This is a genomic window from Pseudolabrys taiwanensis, from assembly GCF_003367395.1.
In the GTDB taxonomy this organism is placed as follows: Bacteria; Pseudomonadota; Alphaproteobacteria; order Rhizobiales; family Xanthobacteraceae; genus Pseudolabrys; species Pseudolabrys taiwanensis.
This window is the reverse complement of record NZ_CP031417.1, coordinates 2,208,507-2,228,312: the sequence shown is the minus strand read 5'-3', so window position 1 is coordinate 2,228,312 and position 19,806 is coordinate 2,208,507. Positions and strand designations below refer to the sequence as shown.

The window sequence follows — 19,806 nt, the reverse complement described above, 5'->3', positions numbered from 1 at the left end:
CATCGCGCAATCCGTAACCTTCGCACACGTCGCTCGATGTTCTGCAGCGCAGCAACACCATACGTGCCTGATCGATGCGCTCATGGATGGGGACAGTGACCGGCGTCGAGCGTGCGCCAGTGGCGCCGCCCTCTCCATGCCGCGGGTTCGACGGGGCGACGGGCTTTCGGTGCGAGGTCCGCCATGAACTGCCTTCGCCGCCGGGGCCGGGCAGCCAAGACCGGCCGACCTCTGATAGATAATTAGTGACGAATATTGACAATCGTCAGCGCTCATGGGAGTTTGAATGCCTCCGACGAGGTGCTCTCGATGACGCGCTCCGCCATTTTAGCTAACCTGACCAAGCTGTTAGCGGTTTCGCCGGCATTTCTCGGCTTGGCGCTTGCCGGGTGCAACGACAGTGTGGCCGAGAAATCCGAGCCGCCGCGGCCCGTTCTTGTCGCCACCGTTCACTATGAGCCTCAGGCTCCTGACCGCAGCTTCGTCGGCACCGTCAGACCCCGCATCGAGAGCGATCTGGGCTTTCGCGTCGCTGGGAAAGTTGCTCGCCGCCTCGTTGAGGTCGGGGCGCTGGTCCAAACCGGTCAGCCTCTTGCCGTTCTCGACGAAGCCGATCTGAAGCTGCAAGCCGAGCAGGCCGATGCGGAGTTGCGCGCGGCCACTGGCGTGCTCGCACAGGCCGAAGCGGCCGAGACACGCAGCAAGGACTTACGCGCGAAAGGTTGGTCCACCGATGCCCAGATGGATCAGGCGCGCGCTACCGCCGATGAAGCCCGCGCGCGGCTCAATCGCGCGCAACGCTCGGTCGAACTGACACGCAATTCTCTTTCATACGCGACGCTCGTGGCCGATGCGCCTGGTGTCGTTACGGCGACACTCGTCGAACCGGGGCAGGTGGTCGCATCGGGACAGGCCGCGATCCGCGTCGCGCGGCTGGCCGAGAAGGAAGTCGTCGTTGCCATTCCGGAAACACTGCTGTCGCGCGCCAAGTCGGACGAGGCGCGCGTGTCGGTGTGGTCGGCGCCCGGCAAGCAATATGTCGCGAGGCTGCGCGAACTCGCGCCCGCCGCCGATCCGACGACGCGTACATACCTTGCGAAATTCTCCATGCCGGGCGCCGGCGACGACGTGCGCCTCGGTATGACCGCGACGCTGGTCCTCTCCGATGCGCAAAGCGAGCGCGCGGCGCGGCTACCGCTCGCAGCGCTGTTCAATCAGGGTGACGGACCTTCGCTGTACGTCGCCGACGCCGACACCGGCGCGCTGACGCTCAAGCGCGTCAAGGTCAAGGCTTATGAGAGCAAGGACGTGCTGATCAGTTCCGGCGTCGACGAGGGCGCCAAGGTCGTTGCCCTCGGTGTTCAGAAGCTCGATCCGGCGCAGAAGGTGAAAGTCGTATCGTCGTTGTCGTTCTGAGTAGCGACGATAGTCGGCGCCGCGGTCCCAAGAGCCCCCACAGGATCGCGTGCCAAGCCCGCTGGAAGCGAGTTCGTTCGCTTCGTCGGCGGGGAGTGGGGTGGGCGCCGATGCGGTGTTCTCCGACGCGGTATCGCGCCCACCCCACCCACTAGCGCATCGCGCCTTGGCGTGAGGGGGGGGACGACAGCGAGATATTTCGAACAAGGACGTTACGATGCGGCGGTCTAACCTATCGGCTTGGGCGGTGGCGCACCCCTCGCTGATGCTTTTTCTCATCGTGATGCTCGGCTTCGCGGGCTTTCTCTCGTATCGCAGCCTCGGCCGCGCCGAAGATCCGTCCTTCACCATCAAGGTGGTGATCGTCACCGCAATGTGGCCGGGCGCCACGGCGACCGAGATGCAGGCGCAGGTCGCCGATCCGATCGAAAAGAAGCTTCAGGAGTTGCCCTACTTCGACAAGGTGACGACCTATACCAAGCCCGCCTTCACCGCGATGACGGTGGCATTCAAGGACAACACGCCCGCGCGCGACGTGCCGCAGCTCTTCTATCAGCTGCGCAAGAAGCTCGACGATATCAGGGGCGATCTGCCGTCTGGATTGATCGGCCCGTCGATCAACGACGAATACGGCGACGTCGATTCGATCCTCTACATGCTCACCGCCGACGGCGCCGACTATGCCCAGATGAAGAAGGTCGCGGAGGCGTTGCGCCAGCGGCTGCTCAAGGTAAAGGACGTCACCAAGGTCAACCTCTACGGCACGCAAGACGAAAAAATCTACGTCGAATTTTCGAACGCCAAGCTCGCGACCCTCGGTATCACACCGGACCAACTGTTTCAGTCGCTGGCTAAACAGAACGCCGTCGTGCCGGCAGGCGTGGTGGAAACGGCGTCGCAGCGCGTGCCGCTGCGCGTGACCGGCGCGCTCGACGGCGCCAAGGCCGTCGCGGAAACGCCGGTGGAGGCCAACGGCCGCGTCTTCCGCCTCGGCGATATCGCCACCGTTACGCGCGGCTTCGTCGATCCGACCGATTATCTCGTGCGTCAGGAAGGCAAGCCGGCGATCGGCATCGGCGTGGTGATGGCCAAGGGCGCCAATATTCTCGATCTCGGCCACAACGTGGAGACGGCCACCAAGGACTTCATGGCGAGCGTGCCGGTCGGCTTCGAGCTCAAGCAGATCGCCGATCAGCCGGTGGTCGTCGATCACGCGGTCGGCGAGTTCGTGCGCTCATTCATCGAGGCGCTGGCCATCGTTCTGTTCGTGAGCTTCCTGGCGCTCGGTTTCCGCACCGGGATCGTGGTCGCGCTGTCGGTGCCGCTCGTTCTCGCGATCGTCTTCGTCGTCATGAACGCGATGAGCGTCGACCTGCATCGCATCACCTTGGGCGCGCTCATCATCGCGCTCGGTCTGCTCGTCGACGACGCCATCATCGCCGTCGAGATGATGGTCGTGAAGATGGAGCAGGGTTGGGATCGCACGCGCGCCGCGTCCTTCGCCTGGGAATCGACTGCGTTTCCCATGCTGACCGGAACGCTCGTGACGGCGGCGGGCTTCCTTCCGATCGGCTTTGCCAACTCTTCGGTCGGCGAATATGCCGGCGGCATCTTCTGGGTGGTGGCGATCGCGCTCGTCGCTTCTTGGGTCGTCGCGGTGATGTTCACGCCCTATATCGGTGTGAAGCTGCTGCCCGACTTCGCGCGTCATGGCGCGGCTGTGGGGCACGATACGCACAACATCTACGATACGCGGATGTATCGGGGCCTGCGCCGCATCATCGAGTGGTGCGTGCAGCGGCGGTTGACGGTGGTGTTCACGACGGTCGCCATCTTCATTGCGTCGATCGTGGCGTTCGGCAACGTGCAGCAGCAGTTCTTCCCGCTATCGGAGCGGCCGGAGCTGTTCTTCCAGTTGCGGCTCCCGGCCGGTACGGCGTTCGATACCACGTTGCAATCGGTAAAGAGGGCCGAGTCGCTGCTGAAGGGCGACAAGGACATCGCGACCTACACCGCGTATGTCGGGCGTGGCTCGCCGCGGTTCTGGCTCGGTCTCAATCCGCAATTGCCGAACGAGTCCTTTGCCGAGATCGTCATCGTGGCGAAGGACGTCGAAGCGCGCGAGCGTATCAAGGCGCGCCTCGAGAAGGCGGTGGCCGAAGGCGAACTGTCGGAAGCGCGGGTGCGCGTCGACCGTTTCAACTTCGGCCCGCCGGTCGGCTTTCCGGTGCAGTTCCGCGTCATCGGCCCGGATACGAAAAAGGTGAGGGACATCGCCTATCGGGTGCGCGACATCATGCGCGCCAATCCGCAGGTGGTGGACCCGCATCTCGATTGGAATGAGCAGTCTCCCTATCTGAAGCTCGTCGTCGATCAGGATCGCGTGCGCGCGCTCGGCATGACGCCGCAGGACATCTCGCAGTCGCTGAGCATGCTCATTTCCGGCACGCCGATCACCACAGTGCGCGACGGGATCGAGAAGGTCGAGGTCGTTGCCCGCGCTGTGCCGTCGGAGCGACTCGATCTCTCCCGCATCGACGATCTTGCCGTCTATTCGCGCAACGGCGTTGCCGTGCCGTTGTCGCAACTCGCCACCGTCGAATATGCGCACGAGGAGCCGATCCTCTGGCGTATCAACCGCGACATGGCGGTGACAGTCCGTAGCGACGTCGCGGAAGGCGTGCAGCCTCCCGACGTGACCAATGCCATCTGGCCGAAGCTGCAGTCGCTGCGAGACAGCCTCGATCCGAGCTACAGGATCGAGATCGGCGGCGCGATCGAGGAATCGGAGAAAGGCAATGCCTCGATCTTTGTGCTCTTCCCGCTGATGGTGGTGGTGATGCTCACGCTGCTGATGTTCCAGCTCCAGAATATCTCGCGTCTGATCCTGGTGTTTATGACCGCTCCGCTGGGCATCGTCGGCGCCTCGCTCGGCCTAAACGTGGCCGCGCAGCCCTTCGGCTTCGTCGCGTTGCTCGGCCTCATCGCGCTCGCGGGGATGATCATGCGCAACACCGTCATCCTGGTCGATCAGATCGAAACCGATGTCGCCGCGGGGCACACCCGCCGTGAGGCGATCGTCGACGCGACCGTCCGCCGCGCGCGGCCGGTGGTGCTCACCGCCCTGGCCGCTATCCTGGCGATGATTCCCCTGTCGCGATCCGCGTTCTGGGGGCCGATGGCGATCACGATCATGGGCGGGTTGTTCGTGGCGACCTTCCTGACGCTGCTGTTCCTGCCCGGTCTCTATGCGCTGTGGTATAGGAACCGCCTGGACGAGCGGGGCGAGGGCACGGCGGAGCAGCAGACGGCATCGCCGCCGATTCAGCTTGCCGCGGCGGCGGAATAATCTGACATAGAAGAGGGTTAGAGAACCTACCGATGACTGGCGTGGCCGACCATACCGAGACCGACATTCGCGAACGCATTCTCCTGACTGCGGAGCGGCTATTTCGTGAGATCGGCTACACCAAGACCACGGTGGCCGATATCGCCAAGCACCTGCGCATGAGCCCGGCCAACGTCTATCGCTTCTTCGATTCGAAGAAGGCGATTCATGAGGGCGTCGCCCGGCGGCTGATGGGGGAGGTCGAGGCGGCCGCGCTCGCCATCACCCAGAAGCAGGGGCTGCCGGCAGCCGACAAGCTGCGCGAGTTGCTGGCGGCGGTGCATCGCATGAACTCCGAGCGTTATGTTGACGACTCGAAAATGCACGAAATGGTCGCGGTGGCGATGGTCGAGAGCTGGGACGTCTGCATCGCCCACATGCAGTGCATTATCGGCTCCTTCGCGACCGTGATCGCCGAAGGCGTGGAGAAAGGCGAATTTCATGTCGCCGATGTGCCGACGGCAGCGATGTGCACCTGTTCCTCGCTGGTCAGTTTCTTCCATCCTCAGCTCATTGCCGAGAAGAAGGACATGCCCGGCCCGACGCTGGAGCAGCAGATCGAATTCGCGATAAGCAGTTTGAGTTATCGGCCGGCGCGCTGAAACGCGAGGCCGTACAGTCGCGGCGAGCCGGGCGTGCTGTCGTCAGCGCGCCGCCGGTTCAGCAGCTTCCAATCGATCGAGAACGCGCTCTGGTGTGAACGGCTGTGCCGTCATAACCGCGCCGAAGGGCGAGAGTGCATCGTTGACCGCGGTCCAGATCGCGGCGGCGCCACCGACCGTGCCGGCTTCGCCGACGCCACGGGCACCGAGCGTCGTGGCGCTGGTCGGGGTTTCCATATGGGCGACATGGATGTCCGGCATCTCGCCGGCCATCGGCACCAGATAGTCCGCGAGACTACCATTCTCGAGCTGGCCGTCAGCGCTGTAGATGCACTGCTCGTAGAGCGCCGCGCCGATGCCCTGCACCACGCCGCCCCGGATCTGTTCGTCGACCAGCAGCGGGTTGATGACGCGGCCGCAGTCGTCGACCACCCAGAAGTCGAGCACGCGGATGGTGCCGAGCTCGGGGTCGACCTCGACATGTGCGGCTTGTATGCCATTGGCGGCGACGTAAGGCACTTCGCGCGGGGCGAAGCTCTCGGTGATTTCGAGCGGTGGCAATTCGGTGAGTGGCACCGTATGCGCACTGAAGCACGCCGCGGCGGCAATGTCCGCGATCGTCATCTGTGCGAGGCCGGCGGCGCTATAGATCGTGCCGTTCCTGACGGTGAGGGCGCCGGCATCGGTCTGCAGCAAGGAGCCGGCGATCGCGAGCACGCTGTCTTTGAGGCGCCGAGCGGCGCGCAATGCCGCTTCGCCGCCGAGCGCTGTGCCGCGCGAAGCCCAGGCACCACCACCGAAGGGCGTGCTCTGGGTGTCCCCCGTGGCGATGTCGACCGTCTCGATGCCGACGCCAAGCTCATCGGCAACGATCTGGGCCAAGGCCGTGCGTGTGCCCTGGCCCTGGTCGGTGATGCTCGTGGCGCAGCGGACGCCGCCGTCCGCTTCGAGCGTCAGGCGACAGGTCTCCTGCGCCGAGGCGCGCACATTCTGAGGCCCATAAAGCGATGGCCCGACCGCGGTCTGTTCGATGAAAGCGGCAAAGCCAATGCCGCGATGAATGCCACGCTTGCGCAAGCTCGTCTGCTCGCGGCGCAACGTTTCGTAGTCCATGAGGGCGAGCAGGCGCTCATGGCAACGCTCGAGAGAAAGTTCGGACAACACGATCCCGCCCGCCGAGCGCGACGTCACGGTTGCGGCGTCGGCATAATTGCGTCGGCGAATCTCAGCGGGATCGAGGTCGAGCTTGCGAGCGGCAAGGTCGAGCAATTGTTCGGTGACGGTCGTCGCGATCGGCTGGCCGACGGCCCGCAACACGCCGCTCGGCGGCTTGTTCTGGAAATAGCCGCGCACGCGCCCGCGAAAGTTGGCAAGGCGATAAGGGGCGGCCGACATATGCACCGCCTGGAGACCTTCGCCGACGCTGCCACGGGGATAGGCGGAATAGGCGCCAAAGCCGGAAACGACGGACACCTCCATCGCCAACAGCGTGCCGTCGCCGGCGACCGCGAGGCGGCCACGCACCTTGGCCTCGCGCGCGTGGTTGTCGCTGATGAACGCTTCGAGGCGGTCGACGCAATACTTCACCGGCTTGCCGAGCAGCACGGCGATGGCCGCGACCGCCATTTCGTCAGGATAGGCGGCGAGCTTGAGGCCGAAAGCGCCGCCGACGTCGGGCGTGACCACGCGCACCTTGGACAGCGGCAGCTTCAGTTGCGCCGCGAACACGTCGCGCATCTGATGCGGCACTTGATGCGAATGGTGCACCGTGAGTTCGCCGACCCGTGGGTCGAACTCGGCGAGGATGACGCGCGGCTCGAGCGTGACGCCGGTCTGGCGGTCGAAGGCGAAGTCGTGCTCCACCACCACGGCGGCATCGCGAAACGCGCCGTCGGGATCGCCGGCGACGAAGTTGTGGTCGAGTCCGAGATTGCTCGTCATCGCGCCGTTGACCATCGGCGCGTCAGGCGCGGCGGCGGTCTCGAGGTCCGGCACGACCGGCAATTCGCTCCAGGTAATGTCGACGCGCTCGGCGGCATCCTCGGCCAAGGCGCGCGAGCCTGCTACGATGGCGACGACGGCTTCGCCCTGCCAACAGGCCTCGCCCTGCGCGAGCGGCATCTGCGGCGGCGACACATGGCTCGGCAGCAGTGCGAGCCGCGTCTGCCACGGCGCGCACACGGCGGCGAGATCGTCCGCGGTGAGCACGGCGACAACGCCTTGCATCGCCTTGGCGTCCTCGACATCGATGGTATCGATACGGGCGTGCGGGTAGGGGCTCCGTACGAAGGCGACATGCAACAGGCCGGCGACGTCGATATCGTCGGTGTAGCGGCCTTTGCCCGCGACGAGACGGGACGCTTCGCGCCGGGGAACGGGCGCGCCCATCTGGCCTGTGGTTGCGGCGCTCACGGGGCCCGCCGTTTCTGCGCCACGGCTTCGATGGCGTCGACGATGGCGTGATAGCCGGTACAGCGGCAGTAGTTGCCCGACAGCGCGTCGCGGATTTCCTCGCGCGTCGGCGCCGGATGCTCCAGGAGTTCGGCAGCAGTCGCCAGCATGCCGGGCGTGCAATAGCCGCATTGCAACGCGTTGCGGGCGGCGAACTCGGCCTGCAGATCGGCGATCTTGCCGCGTGCGGTCAGCCCCTCAATCGTCTCGACCGTCGTGCCGTCCGCCTGTACCGCGAGCATCAGGCAACTACGCGCCGAGCGGCCGTCGACCAGCACATTGCAGGCGCCGCACACGCCGTGCTCGCAACCGATATGCGTGCCGGTGAGCTTGAGCGTATGGCGCAGAAAGTCGGCCAGATGCAGCCGGGCATCGACCTCGGCCGAAACCGGTTGGCCGTTGAGCGTGAAGGAGATGGCGTGCGTCTCCGTCATGACACGGGCGCCTGTTCGGGGAAGGCGCGGTCGAGCACATCGCGCAACGCGCGGCGGATGAGCGTCGCGCCCTGCTTGCGCTTGGTGTCGCCGCGGCCCTGGTGATTGTCCATCGGCTCCATGTCGTCCGTGATGGCGGCGGCCATTTCCGCCAACGTCTTGTCGGAGGCATTGCTGGCGATGGCAAATGACCCGGCCGTTTTGCTCAGGAGCGGCGTCGCCTCCGAGCCGAAGATCGTCACGTCGAGGTCGTCGAGCCGGTCGCCAGCCTTCACTGCGCGCACGGCAACGCCGACGGTGGCGAAGTCGCCGTGCCGGCGGCTGAGCTCGGTGAAGCCGAACCACTCGTTGTCCGCCGCGTTCGGGAAAACGACTTCGACGATCATTTCGTCGTCGTCGCGCGCGGTCTCGTAGAGACCTTTGAAGAAATCACGGGCCGGCACGGTACGTCGCTCGCCCTTCTTCGCGAGAACAATGTCCGCATTGAGCGTCACTGCGACCGCGGGCATTTCGGCGGAAGGGTCGGCGAGTGCCAGGCTGCCGCAGGTGGTGCCGCGATTGCGTACGGCCATGTGCGCGACATGCGGCAAGGCCAATGCCAGCAGCGGCACCTTTTGCGCGATCATGCCCGAGGCGAGCACCTCGGCATGCCGCACCAGCGCGCCGAGGCGGATGCCGCCGTCGCGGGCCTCGATGCCGCGCAACGATGCAATGCGGTTGATATCGACTAGAACCGCCGGCCCGGACAGCCGCATGTTCAAGGTCGCCATCAAACTCTGGCCGCCGGCGAGGACCTGCGTGCCGCCGTCATTGTCGGCCAGCAGGTCCAAAGCCTCGTCCAAGGTATCCGGCCGACGGTAAGTGAAGACAGGGGCCTTCATCGCTCTTAGTTTGGCACAAAAGCGGTGACCATCCAGGGCATCACGAAGATCAGCGCCATCATGAGTATGGTCAGCCACACATAGGGAATGGCCGCGCGGTAGATCTGACCGACGGTGATGCCGGGAGGGGCGACCCCCTTGAGCACGAACAACAGAAGCCCGAAGGGCGGCGTCAGCAGGCCGATCTGCATGCAGAGCAGATAGAGGATGCCGAACCAGACGAGATCAACGCCCATGGTGCGCAACAAGGGCATGTAGAAGGGCAACGTGATCATCATGATGCTGGTCTGGTCAATGAAGAAGCCCAGGATCATCAGGATCGCCAGCATGCCGATGAGCACGATCACATGCGGCAGGCCGGCGCTCTCGATCATCGCGACGAGACCTGCCGTCGCGCCCGAGAAGCTCAGGAGCTGGGCGAACGTCGTGGCACCGACGATGATGAAGAGCAGCGAGCCGGAGATGACCGCTGTGCCCATCAGCGCTTTACGCAGGCTCGGCCATTTCAACTGTCCGTAGCAGGCGGCGAGCAGCACCGTGGCGAGGGCGCCAAGTGCGCTCGATTCGGTCGGCGTCGCCCAGCCGCTGGTCATGCTGACGACGACGATGCCGAACACGCCGATCAGGGGAACGACGGTGAGCAGCAGATTGAGCCAGGGATGCGCGACCGGCGCGCCGCTGTCTTCGTAGGCGGGCGCGAGAGCGGGATTGAGCCAGCAGCGCAGCACCACGTAGCCGATGAACAAGGCGGCGAGGATCAGGCCGGGAACGATGCCGCCGATGAGCAGGCCGGAAATGGAAATGCCGGCGAGGCTGCCGAGCAGCACGGCGAGGCCCGAAGGCGGAATGAGGATGTCGACGCCGCCGATGGCCAGGATCGGGCCCATGGCGGTTCGCGGTTCGTAATTCCGCTGCAGCATCTGCGGCAGCAGCAGCGATCCGAGCATCGCGGTCGTGGCGATGGTCGAGCCGGAGATGGCCGAGAAGATCGTGCCTGCGACCAAGGTGACGACCGCGAGGCGCCCCGGCACGCGGCGGATGACGGCCTCCACGGCGTCGATCGACTTCATGGCGAGGCCGGTGTGGAACAGCACTTCGCCCATCAGCACGAACAGCGGGATCGGCACCAGTGAGAACTGGGCGACCGAAAGCTGCTCGTTGCGCACCATCTGTTCGAGGCCGGGAAAGCCGCCGAAGATCAGATAGGACCCGACGATGTTGATGATGAAGAAGACGAAGGCGACCGGCAGCGCGGTGAGCAGCAGGCCGACCTTCGAGGCGAACATCAGCGCGAGAATTGAGCCCCAGCTCATGGCATTTCCTCTCGCTGGATTCCGGGCACGTGCTCGGCCGGCTCGTGGCTCACCGGCGTGTGTGACGTCCACAGCGTCGCCATGAGTTCGAAGGCCTGGAGGGTCAGGGACACGCAGGTGAGGGGAATGATCCAGTCCAGCCACCACTGCGGGAAGATCAGATCCTTGAAGATCAGCGTGTTGTTCTGGATGTTGCCGATCATGACCACGGTCGCGACGAAACCCGTGATGACCGAAATCGTCACGATACACAGAAGCACGCCGAACTCGACCACCCGCGCCGTTTCCTTGTCGGCACGCGACATCAGAATGTCGACGCGGATGTGCTCGTTATGCCGCAAGAGATAGGGGGCGGCGAAGAAGGTCGAGATGAAGAGCCCATATTCGGTGAGCTCGATCAGTCCGACGATGGAGGGAAAGCCGAAAATTCGCAGGATGACCTCGGCGCTGATGCCGAGGGTCATCGCCACGATCACGAGGATGGCCAGTACGATCAAGAGTCGTACCAGCCAGCCGTTGATCCAAAAGATCGCGCGCATGCCTGCGAACAGTCCTGACAGTTACTTCTTGGTGAGCTGCGATTGCAGCTTCGTGATCGCGTCGGGGCTGAGCTTCTTCAGATCATCCCAGTAGAGGTCAACCGCCATCTTCTTGAACTCGGGCCCGAAGTCGACGGTCTTGATGCCGGCCTTGGCCTGCATGTCGAGCGTCTCCTTGGTCTTTTCCGCGGTGTACTTCTCGTTGTCCTGCTCGAACCAGACGACGGCGTCGTCGATCACCTTGCGCTGAGCGGGGGTGAGCGCGTCGTATTTGGCCTTGTTCATCAGGATATTGACGATGACGTTGTAGAAGCCAGGGTCGACGCGCACCTTGGTCAGCTTCTCCCAGCCGAAGTCGTTGATGCCCCACAGCGGCCAGCCATAGCCCTGCACGGTGCCGCGCTCGAGAGCGGTGTAGGTTTCCGGCGCCGCGACGTTCACGCCGGCGATGCCGTAGTGCTTGAAGATGGCGTTGTAGTTCGGCTGGCCGCGGAAGCGCAGACCCTTGAGGTCTTCGATGCTCTTCACCGGCATGTCCTTGGTGACATACAGGTGGAACGGCACACCGATGCCGTAGGTCGTCAGATAAAACGAGCCGAGGCGCTCAATCGCGATCTTGTTGAGCGCTTCATAGGCGCCGGACTTGCGCTGCTCGGCGAGGCTCATGTCGGAGAGCACCTGCGCGTCGCCCTCGACCATCACACTCTTGTAGTAGGCGGGCGGGATCGAGGCGATATCGAGTACGCCGGTCTTCACCGCCTGCGCCTGGCCATCGGCTGGGACGGCTTCCGGGCCGCCGACGATGCGGATCTGCAGCACGCCCTTACCGGTTTCGTTGACGTGATCGACGAAGCGCTTGAACGGAATGCCGTAGGTCGTGGTCGGCGGCACGAACACGGCTGCTTTCAACGTGACTTCCTGCGCGTGCACGCTGGTCGACGCGAGCAGCAGACCCAATCCCGTTGCAGCGATCCGAAGGCGATGCGTGGCCGTCCGGCGTAGGGCGTTCATAATCAAATCTCCTTCGGTTTAGAAAAATTACGGTGCTGAACAATGTTGTTGTCATGAAATACGGTCAAGAGCCTTTGATTATCAAAAGCGAACTTTATTTGTGCATGGGCTGCCATGTTGCACGGCACTGTTTTGCGCGCTGCGTCATCGCTTTTCAGTTGAATGCATGTCGTTTGATCTGACGACATGCGCAAGAAATCGTCGATATATTGGGCTCTATTCAAGCGGGTTGAAATAATAAGTTGCGCGAGAGACTAAATATGCAGAGCAACATTAGGGGCCGAAACCGGCTGCGCCCGAAATTTGTGCTTCCAAAATCGAATAAGATTCGGTTTGCTGTCGACTGTATTCGCGCTGGCGCCAGCGCGAGAGGTTGCAACCTCTTATCGATCCTCTTCCCGCGGGTTTAATGGAGAACGCCATGGCCAAGATCCGACATATCGCCATTCAGGTCCCCGATCTGGAGAAGGCCGCTGCTTTCTACGAAGGTGCATTCGAGCTCAAGCGGGTCGCCCAGGTCGACAGCCCGATCGGCAACGCGATTTCGCTCTCGGACGGCATTATGAACCTGACGCTGCTGCACTTCCCCGAAGGCACGAAGGGCGGCAAGGGCGGTCCGGACTGGGCCGGGCTGCATCACTTCGGTTTCGTCGTCGACGACGAGGACGCGACGGCCGAGAAGATCAAGCAGCTTGGCGGCGAGTTCTTCATGCAATTGCCGGCGTATCCCGGCGTCGACGCCGAGAAGAAGTTCAAGGACGTCAACGGAATCGTCTTCGACGTTTCTTCGCACGACTGGCGGCAGGCGAAGGAAGGCTGATGCGTATCCTTGCCGTCCAGGAAAAGACGGTTCGGCTCGGTTCGGCGACGCGCAACTCCAGCATCGGCTTTGGTACGATGACCGCGAGTGCGATCGCCGTCCGCAGCGATGTCGTGCGTAACGGCAAGCCGGTCGTGGGCCTCGCCTTCGATTCGATCGGCCGTTACGGCCATGGCGGGCTGCTGCGTGAGCGCTTCATCCCGCGGCTGACCGCGGCGGAGCCGGACCGTTACACCGACGGCAATGGCGGCATCGATCCGCACCGCGCCTGGGACGTGTTGATGGCCGACGAAAAGCCCGGCGGCCACGGCGAACGTTGCGGCGCGGTCGGTCTTCTCGATGCGGCGATTTGGGATCTGAAGGCCAAGCTCGCCGACGAGCCACTATGGATCGTGTTGGCGCGCGAGAGCGGCCGTCCGGCGGGCGCGAAGGTCGCCCTCTACGCCAGCGGCGGGCATTATCGCGACGCCGATGATGTAAAGCTGCTGTGCGAGGACATTCGCCGCGCGATCGGCGAAGGTCACACACGTTTCAAGATCAAGATTGGCGGAGTCAGCCTGCAAGAGGACGTTGCGCGTATCGAAGCCGTTTTGGCCCTGCTGGGGCCGGGCATGTCGCTGGCGGTCGACGGCAACGGCACCTTCGACCGCGAGAAGACGGTTCGCTATCTCGATGCGCTCGCGGCCTATCCTTTGGCTTGGCTCGAAGAGCCGGTTCACCCGCTCGATTACGATCTGCATCACGACATCGCCACGGTATCTCCGCTGCCTCTGGCAACGGGCGAGAACCTGTTCTCGCGTGACGATGTCCGCAATCTGTTGCGCTATGGCGGCCTGCGTCGCGACCGCGACGTGCTGCAATTCGACATCTCGTTGAGCTACGGCATTATCGAATACCTGCGCATTCTCGACGACTTGGAAGAGCATGGCTGGCAGCGCGACCGTTGCGCGCCCCATGCCGGCCATTTGCTCGCCGCGCATGGCGTCGCCGGGCTGGGGCTCGGGCTCGCGGAGGTCGCGATGGATACCGCGGGTTTGTTCGGCAGCCTGACGGCGCATCTGCCGCTCGCCGACGGCGTCGCGTCCTTGCCGGACGCGCCGGGCGTCGGGCTCGAGGCGTCCCCCGCCTTCCCGAAGATTTTCAACGATTTACTGAACTGACGACTGCGCAAGTTGAGGTTACATCATGACCGACCATCAAGCGATCGAACTGCCGACAGCGGAGGATATCCGCAGCCTTGTGCGCCCGGACCACGTGCATCGGCGCGCTTATGCGGACCCGTCGGTTTTTCAGCTCGAGCAGGACAAGATCTTCGGCAAGCTGTGGATCTACGTTGCGCATGAGAGCCAGCTCAAGAAGCCGGGCGATTTCGTGCGCACGCGCCTTGCCGAACATGAAGTGCTGGTGACGCGGGGCGAGGATGGCAAGATCAACGTGCTCAAGAACCGCTGTCCGCATCGCGGCGCGCGCCTTTGCATGGCCGACAAAGGCACCAGCCGGCTATTCAGCTGCCCGTATCACGCGTGGGTGTTCCGGCCGGACGGTTCGCTGTCCTCCGTGCCGCACAAGAAGAGCTATCCCGAGAGCTTCGATCTTGCCGACCCGCGCAACCATATGCAGCGTATCGAGCAGATCGAGATCTATCGCGGCTTCGTCTTCGCCACGTTGAACGAGAATCCGGAGCCGTTGCTGAAGCATCTCGGCGAGATGACGGAGGTCATCGACAACCTGGTGGACCGCGCGCCGGATGGGGAGATCGAAATGGCCGATTCGGTCTTCAGTCTCGAGTATCGCGGCAATTGGAAGCTGCACATGGAGAATGCAGCGGACATTTTCCATCCGAGTTTCGTGCATTCGTCGTCGGTCATGCCGGCGCGCCGTGCGCCCGCCAATGCCTCGATCATCGATCAGGATCAGACCCGCGAGATGCTGATGGCCAACGGCTTCGGCTTCGATGAGTGGGAAGGCATCCAGCTCAACGGCACTCCGAGCGGTCATACCTACATGAAGAACTTCTATAACCGTGGCGTGCTGTCGCCGGAGCAGCAGGACCCCGTGGTGGTGCGCTATCGCGCCGCGCTGGTCGCCAGGCTTGGCGAGGAAAAGGCCGCGCACGTGCTCGGCATGAACCGCTTCAACAACATCATCTATCCGAACCTGATCATCAACGCGCAGTACCAGCAGATGCGCGTCGCGACGCCGCTCGCGGTCGATCGGACGCTGGTGCGCATCTTCTGTTTCAGGCTGAAGGGCGCGCCGGACGAGATGTTCCACCGTGCCGTCCGGTTCCAGACCACGCTCGGCTCGCCGGCCTCAATGATCTTCTCCGACGACGTCGAGATGCTCGAACGCTGCCAGCAGGGGCTGTCGAAGGAGGAGGGCCCTTGGGTCGATTTCTCCCGCGGTCTCGACAGCGACCGGCGTGCCGAGAGTGGCGCCGTGTCGGGCGCGGCAAGCGAAATGCCCATGCGCGTGCAGTTCCAGGCGTGGGTGAACTATCTGACGGCCGAGGCGGCGTGATGCTCGATTACCAGACGCAGCGGCAGATCGAGTTGTTCCTGTTCGAGGAGGCGCGCCTCCTCGACGACGGCGATTTCCAGGGCTGGTTGAAGCTCTACGAGCCGCAGGGCATCTACTGGATGCCGAGCCAGCCCGGGCAGACCGATCCGCTCAACGTCGCTTCCATCATCTACGAAGACCATGGCATCCTCTCGATCCGCGTGCAGCGGCTCCTGGAGGAGCGCGCGCTGGTCTTGACGCCGATGCCGCGCACGACCCATCTCGTCAGCAACATCGTGGCGCGGACCGCGGAGGATGGCGGCTTTGCGGTCGAGGCCGCCTTCGTCTGCGTCGTGCACCAGGACGTGAAACAGAAGCTGTACTCGGGGCGGCATGCCTACGAACTCGTCCGGAACGGCGATACCTTCCGAATCAAGTTGAAACGCGTATCCTTGATGAATTGCGACGGTGTTCACACGCCGATGGCCATCCCCCTCTAAACGGAACGCCGGTGGTTCAGGTCAAGAAAAAGCAGGTTCGGCAGGCGATCCTCGACAGCGCCTACGATTTGTTTTCGGAGCGTGGCTACAACAGCACGACCCTGCAAGAGATCGCCGAACGGGCCGGCGTCGGCGTCAGCAGCCTTTACTCGTATTTTCCGTCGAAGATCCACCTCCTCTATGCGGTGGTGGAGCCTTGGACTAAGGAGGCTTTCGACAGGCTTGAAGAACGTGTGAAGAAGCAGAAGACGCCGCGGGACAAGCTCAGCACGATTCTGCTCGGTGTTTGGCGTGATGTGCCTATGGAGAACCTTGGGCTCGCCAACAGCCACATGGAGGCCCTTGCGTCGGCCGACCCGAAGCAGCAGAAGCCTGCACCGCTTCTGAAGTGGGTCGAGGAGCGGCTGATGATGATGCTGGCCTCGGCGCTGCCGGAGAGCAAGATCGACTACGAGGTGCTGCCGAACCTGTTCATGATGGCTTACGACGGTTTCGTCATTAACCGCCGCCTCAACGATCTGCGCGACATCGAGCGGGTGTCGAACGCGATGTGCGATATTCTTCTCGGTCCCGCCAAGCCCTGAGAGGTACCAGGCACCTACAGGCCCATGAGGTCCAAGGCGGTCCGGCCGAGGCGGGCGCTCGGATCGGCGAGCGTCAGCACGACTTCGTAATGGTTGAAGCCTTCATATTCGACGGGCGCCGCCGCCAGGCATCCGCCGAGCGCGGCGGCGAAGCTGCGGCTCTGCCGCTTGAATTCGTCGCTCTCCCCTGAGCCGTAAGCGACGAATACCGGACCGCTGATCTTGTCGAGATGGCGCATCGGGCTGAGCGCGTGCTCGGTTTCCAAGGTCAGCTTCACATACTCGTTGCGCGCGCTTAAGCGCACCGGGAGTAGATCGTACATGCCGCTGGCGCAGATGGTGCTTTTCACGGTATCGGCCGGCAGGTCGAGCGCCGTCCAATCGGTCACAGCGACGCAGCCGGCGAGATGGCCGCCGGACGAGTGACCTGAGACATGAATACGCGCCGGATCGCCGCCGAATTCATGAGCGTGACGGTAGATCCAGCCGATCGCGCGCCGCACCTGCGCCACCATCTCGGGCAGCGTCACGGCGGGGAGGAGGGCAAAATCGAGCGCGATGAAATGCGCGCCGGCGTTCACGAACGCCTCGGCGGCAAAGCCGCTGTCGCTTTTGCTCAACAGACGCCAGGCACCGCCGTGGATGAAGACGTGGATGGGCGCGTTCGCCGCCTTGGTGGGATAGAGGTCCAAGGTCTCCGCGGGTGAAGGGCCGTAGGCGAATACTTTGGGCTCGCCCAGCACCTTCTTCACGCGATCGGTCTCTTCGGTGTACCGGCGGATGGCGACGGCTCCGTCCGGCGCCCACACGCGTTGATCGTACTGCCGATCCAGCTCAGCCTGATTGTAATTGAGGAACGTCACTGCCCGTGCACCGTCATGTCGAAAGCTTGTTGCGGCTTTCATGACATTTGCGAGCGGCGCGGGCAATCCAGATGTGACCGAGTCTGTGGCGCTTGGAGCGAAGCGCAACGCGGGGCGGAGCGTGTCGCGAAAGCTGATCCCGGATTTGGTGCCGCTCTCCAGCCTACGGCTTATGTGCGCGAGCGATCCGTGCCCGCGGCGCCATAGAGGAACAGGCGGGCCGCTGCCTTGACGGTCTTTGCGACGTCCTTCGGCGAAGTGCATTCGAACGACGAGGTGAGCAGCGCAAGCTGATGCTTGGCTGTCAGCATGTCGAGAAACAGTTCGGCCTGCACGTCGGCGTCGCCCTCGTGGATCTTGCCGGCGGCTTGCTGCTGCCGGATCCACTTGGCGACGAGGTTATAGGCGGTCTGCGGCCCGGCCTGAAAGAACATCTGCGCGACGGAGGGAAAATTGCGGCCCATCGAAACCATGAGCCGGTGCTGCTCGAGAATGCGCGGGTGCAAGATCAGATTGAGAAAGTGCGTGCCGATCTCGACGAGCTGCTTCTCGACGCTCGTATGCTTTTCGATGCCGGTGAACAGATCGCGGTGTACTGTCGCGCAATAGTCCTTGATGACCATCTCGAACAGCCCGGCCTTGCCGCCGAACCGATCGTAAAGCGTGCGCTTCGATCCGCCGATGCGATCGACGATGTCGTCGATGGTGACGGCTTCGTATCCGTGTTCGAGGAAGAGGGGAGCGACGAGCGACACGATTTCCTGACGGCGTGCTTCGGTCAGACGTCCGCCGCGCCGCGGCCGTGCGCCATTGGCGGTCTCGCTCTGCTGCCGTGGCCGCTTTTTATTATTTTCAGTCGCGAGGTCGGGCATTGGATCGGTCTGCTCTCTGACGGACATTGCCGCCATGAATCGGCACTTTCGAGATTTCACCGTCATAGTTCGTGCAACGGTGGGCCTGTCAATTGAACCAACATAGCGCTTGCAAGTCCCAAAGGATACGGTAACGTACCGTACATAAACGATACGCCCCTTGAAGGGCGATACGGGGAGGAAATGCGATGAGGGCGTCGGCCTTGTGGCCGCCGTTGGCGCGCGTCTGCGCGCCGGCCGGCATCATCGATAACAATCGACACGTCGAATCCACGCTGTCCTGCGCTCCGGCCGTCATCGGTCTCGGGCCTGTGTTCCTTTCGCAGGAGTGAGGACGATGGAAGAAGGCTATCGGCTCGTCTCTTATCGGGCAGGCGACGGCACGCCCACCGCGGGCGTGAAAATCGGCGACCGCATTTATCCCGCGGACAAAGTGATACCCGGTCAGCACACCGTGCTCGGCTTGCTGCGCGATTGGGATCGCGTGCATCCGCTGCTCGACCAGGCCGCAAAGAGCCTCGATCCGAAAGCGGGCGTTGCGCTCGATCAGACGTCGCTGCTCGCGCCCATTCTCTATCCGGGCGCCTTGTTTTGCGCCGGCGCCAACTATTGGGACCATCTGGAAGAGATGGCCGAGATCGCCAAGCGCACGACAGGGCAGGCGCCATCGATGACCAAGGGCGCCGAGCCCTGGTTCTTCCTCAAGACCTGCGCCGGCTCGATCGTTGGCCCCGGAAGTCCGGTGCGCTTGCCGTCCTTTTCGAAGCAAGTCGATTGGGAGGCCGAACTCGGCGTCGTGATCGCACGGCCGACGCGCAACATCCCGGAAAGCCGGGCGATGGAAGCGGTCGCCGGCTATCTGATCGTGCACGACGTCTCCGCGCGCGACCTGATGAAGCGCGAAGGCACGCCCTTCATCTATGATTGGATCGGGCAGAAGTGCTTCGACGACAGCGCGCCGATGGGGCCGTGGTTCACGCCGGCCGCCTATGTGCCCGACCCGAACAATCTGAGCATCAAGCTGTCGGTGAATGGCGTCGTCAAGCAGGACTCCAATACGAGCCGCATGGTGCACTCGATCGCGGAACAGATCGCGTATCTCAGCCGGCACGTCACGTTGCAGCCCGGCGACGTCATTGCCACCGGCTCGCCGGCGGGCGTCGGCATGCCGCGCGGTGAATTCCTCAAAGTCGGCGACACCGTCGAGATCCAGATCGACGGTTGCGGCACCCTCGTCAACACGATGGTTGCGGACACGACCGGAGCGGCCTCATGAGCGGCACGGCGGAAAGCCTACTCGCGCGCATGCTGGGCAAAAAGCTCTTTGTGGTCCTCTGGAAAGCCCACGAGGGCGCGCAACTCGGCCCGGTGTTGCACGAGCATTTGCAGTTCATGATCGATCTGGAAAAGCGCGGCGTGCTGTTCGCGTCGGGGCCTTTGTCCGGCACGCCGGGCGACGGGCTTTCCGTCCTGCGCGCGGCGAGCATGGACGAGGCGCAGGCGATCGCCGAGCGCGATCCTTTCGTCCTCAAGGGACTGCGGACTTTCGATCTGCGCGAATGGACGGTGATGGAGGGCTCCATCGGCCTCACCATCAACTGCTCCGATCGCTCGGTCGCGCTGGCATAGGGGG

Annotated in this window: 18 protein-coding genes; 10 read left to right on the top strand and 8 right to left on the bottom strand. The window is 63.5% G+C overall.

Annotated features, from left to right (window positions below):
- The first annotated feature begins 309 nt into the window (after positions 1–309).
- From DW352_RS10690 to DW352_RS10680, 3 genes are all read left to right on the top strand, one after another.
- On the top strand, positions 310–1,416 hold the full coding sequence (locus DW352_RS10690; protein WP_115694357.1) for an efflux RND transporter periplasmic adaptor subunit: 1,107 nt from the start codon (positions 310–312) through the stop codon (positions 1,414–1,416).
- A 217-nt stretch (positions 1,417–1,633) separates the two neighbouring features.
- Positions 1,634–4,765, top strand: coding sequence for an efflux RND transporter permease subunit (locus tag DW352_RS10685; RefSeq protein ID WP_115691063.1), 3,132 nt, complete (start codon positions 1,634–1,636; stop codon positions 4,763–4,765).
- Between the two features lie 32 nt (positions 4,766–4,797).
- The gene (locus DW352_RS10680; protein ID WP_115691061.1) at positions 4,798–5,406 is read left to right on the top strand and encodes a TetR/AcrR family transcriptional regulator; all 609 of its coding nucleotides are present in this window, start codon (positions 4,798–4,800) and stop codon (positions 5,404–5,406) included.
- Positions 5,407–5,448: 42 nt separating this feature from the next.
- Here the strand turns inward: DW352_RS10680 and DW352_RS10675 are convergent, their stop codons facing one another.
- The 6 genes from DW352_RS10675 to dctP are packed head-to-tail and all read right to left on the bottom strand — an operon-like array spanning position 5,449 to position 12,035.
- Positions 5,449–7,818 carry a xanthine dehydrogenase family protein molybdopterin-binding subunit gene (locus DW352_RS10675; RefSeq protein WP_245434402.1) on the bottom strand — a complete coding sequence of 790 codons (2,370 nt, stop codon included), beginning with the start codon at positions 7,816–7,818 and terminating at the stop codon, positions 5,449–5,451.
- A complete protein-coding gene (locus DW352_RS10670) occupies positions 7,815–8,291 on the bottom strand; it encodes a (2Fe-2S)-binding protein (RefSeq protein ID WP_115691057.1) in 477 nt (158 codons plus the stop codon). The genes DW352_RS10675 and DW352_RS10670 overlap by 4 nt, the downstream gene beginning before the upstream one ends.
- Entirely contained in the window at positions 8,288–9,172 is an 885-nt protein-coding gene (locus DW352_RS10665) for an FAD binding domain-containing protein (protein WP_115691055.1), read from the bottom strand. The genes DW352_RS10670 and DW352_RS10665 overlap by 4 nt, the downstream gene beginning before the upstream one ends.
- A 5-nt stretch (positions 9,173–9,177) precedes the next feature.
- The gene (locus tag DW352_RS10660; RefSeq protein ID WP_115691053.1) at positions 9,178–10,485 is read right to left on the bottom strand and encodes a TRAP transporter large permease; all 1,308 of its coding nucleotides are present in this window, start codon (positions 10,483–10,485) and stop codon (positions 9,178–9,180) included.
- Complete coding sequence (locus DW352_RS10655; protein WP_115691051.1) at positions 10,482–11,024, bottom strand: TRAP transporter small permease; 543 nt, start codon at positions 11,022–11,024, stop codon at positions 10,482–10,484. The genes DW352_RS10660 and DW352_RS10655 overlap by 4 nt, the downstream gene beginning before the upstream one ends.
- A 21-nt stretch (positions 11,025–11,045) precedes the next feature.
- Entirely contained in the window at positions 11,046–12,035 is a 990-nt protein-coding gene (dctP, locus tag DW352_RS10650; protein WP_115691049.1) for a TRAP transporter substrate-binding protein DctP, read from the bottom strand.
- 421 nt (positions 12,036–12,456) lie between these two features.
- On the opposite strand from dctP, the gene DW352_RS10645 reads away from it, so the two are divergent.
- From DW352_RS10645 to DW352_RS10625, 5 genes are read left to right on the top strand one after another with little or no spacing between them, the layout of a single operon-like run.
- On the top strand, positions 12,457–12,855 hold the full coding sequence (locus tag DW352_RS10645; RefSeq protein WP_162826903.1) for a VOC family protein: 399 nt from the start codon (positions 12,457–12,459) through the stop codon (positions 12,853–12,855).
- Positions 12,855–14,015: an enolase C-terminal domain-like protein gene (locus DW352_RS10640; RefSeq protein WP_115691045.1), complete on the top strand. Its 1,161-nt coding sequence runs from the start codon at positions 12,855–12,857 to the stop codon at positions 14,013–14,015. The genes DW352_RS10645 and DW352_RS10640 overlap by 1 nt, the downstream gene beginning before the upstream one ends.
- Before the next feature lie 25 nt (positions 14,016–14,040).
- Positions 14,041–15,375, top strand: coding sequence for an aromatic ring-hydroxylating oxygenase subunit alpha (locus DW352_RS10635; protein WP_115691043.1), 1,335 nt, complete (start codon positions 14,041–14,043; stop codon positions 15,373–15,375).
- Positions 15,375–15,854, top strand: coding sequence for an aromatic-ring-hydroxylating dioxygenase subunit beta (locus DW352_RS10630; protein WP_115691041.1), 480 nt, complete (start codon positions 15,375–15,377; stop codon positions 15,852–15,854). Before DW352_RS10635 ends, DW352_RS10630 begins: the two co-directional genes overlap by 1 nt.
- An 11-nt stretch (positions 15,855–15,865) precedes the next feature.
- Positions 15,866–16,438, top strand: a complete 573-nt coding sequence (locus DW352_RS10625; protein ID WP_162826902.1) for a TetR/AcrR family transcriptional regulator — start codon at positions 15,866–15,868, stop codon at positions 16,436–16,438.
- Positions 16,439–16,452: 14 nt separating this feature from the next.
- Here DW352_RS10625 and DW352_RS10620 read toward each other — a convergent pair whose 3' ends face one another.
- Together DW352_RS10620 and DW352_RS10615 are read right to left on the bottom strand one after the other, a co-directional pair.
- A complete protein-coding gene (locus tag DW352_RS10620; protein WP_210209962.1) occupies positions 16,453–17,301 on the bottom strand; it encodes an alpha/beta hydrolase in 849 nt (282 codons plus the stop codon).
- A gap of 170 nt (positions 17,302–17,471) precedes the next feature.
- Complete coding sequence (locus DW352_RS10615; RefSeq protein WP_162826901.1) at positions 17,472–18,209, bottom strand: TetR/AcrR family transcriptional regulator; 738 nt, start codon at positions 18,207–18,209, stop codon at positions 17,472–17,474.
- A gap of 301 nt (positions 18,210–18,510) precedes the next feature.
- Between DW352_RS10615 and DW352_RS10610 the strand changes: the two genes are divergently transcribed.
- Entirely contained in the window at positions 18,511–19,449 is a 939-nt protein-coding gene (locus DW352_RS10610; RefSeq protein WP_115691033.1) for a fumarylacetoacetate hydrolase family protein, read from the top strand.
- Positions 19,446–19,802: a YciI family protein gene (locus DW352_RS10605; RefSeq protein WP_115691031.1), complete on the top strand. Its 357-nt coding sequence runs from the start codon at positions 19,446–19,448 to the stop codon at positions 19,800–19,802. The genes DW352_RS10610 and DW352_RS10605 overlap by 4 nt, the downstream gene beginning before the upstream one ends.
- The last annotated feature ends 4 nt before the right edge of the window (positions 19,803–19,806 follow it).

Excerpts from the sequence above, each read along its gene's own strand:
- DW352_RS10685 (WP_115691063.1), top strand. The coding sequence starts at position 1,634 with ATGCGGCGGTCTAACCTATCGGCTTGGGCGGTGGCGCACCCCTCGCTG.
- DW352_RS10670 (WP_115691057.1), bottom strand. The coding sequence starts at position 8,291 with ATGACGGAGACGCACGCCATCTCCTTCACGCTCAACGGCCAACCGGTT.
- DW352_RS10665 (WP_115691055.1), bottom strand. The coding sequence starts at position 9,172 with ATGAAGGCCCCTGTCTTCACTTACCGTCGGCCGGATACCTTGGACGAG.
- DW352_RS10660 (WP_115691053.1), bottom strand. The coding sequence starts at position 10,485 with ATGAGCTGGGGCTCAATTCTCGCGCTGATGTTCGCCTCGAAGGTCGGC.
- DW352_RS10680 (WP_115691061.1), top strand. The coding sequence starts at position 4,798 with ATGACTGGCGTGGCCGACCATACCGAGACCGACATTCGCGAACGCATT.
- dctP (WP_115691049.1), bottom strand. The coding sequence starts at position 12,035 with ATGAACGCCCTACGCCGGACGGCCACGCATCGCCTTCGGATCGCTGCA.
- DW352_RS10605 (WP_115691031.1), top strand. The coding sequence starts at position 19,446 with ATGAGCGGCACGGCGGAAAGCCTACTCGCGCGCATGCTGGGCAAAAAG.
- DW352_RS10690 (WP_115694357.1), top strand. The coding sequence starts at position 310 with ATGACGCGCTCCGCCATTTTAGCTAACCTGACCAAGCTGTTAGCGGTT.
- DW352_RS10610 (WP_115691033.1), top strand. The coding sequence starts at position 18,511 with ATGGAAGAAGGCTATCGGCTCGTCTCTTATCGGGCAGGCGACGGCACG.
- DW352_RS10615 (WP_162826901.1), bottom strand. The coding sequence starts at position 18,209 with ATGGCGGCAATGTCCGTCAGAGAGCAGACCGATCCAATGCCCGACCTC.
- DW352_RS10640 (WP_115691045.1), top strand. The coding sequence starts at position 12,855 with ATGCGTATCCTTGCCGTCCAGGAAAAGACGGTTCGGCTCGGTTCGGCG.
- DW352_RS10655 (WP_115691051.1), bottom strand. The coding sequence starts at position 11,024 with ATGCGCGCGATCTTTTGGATCAACGGCTGGCTGGTACGACTCTTGATC.
- DW352_RS10645 (WP_162826903.1), top strand. The coding sequence starts at position 12,457 with ATGGCCAAGATCCGACATATCGCCATTCAGGTCCCCGATCTGGAGAAG.
- DW352_RS10635 (WP_115691043.1), top strand. The coding sequence starts at position 14,041 with ATGACCGACCATCAAGCGATCGAACTGCCGACAGCGGAGGATATCCGC.
- DW352_RS10630 (WP_115691041.1), top strand. The coding sequence starts at position 15,375 with ATGCTCGATTACCAGACGCAGCGGCAGATCGAGTTGTTCCTGTTCGAG.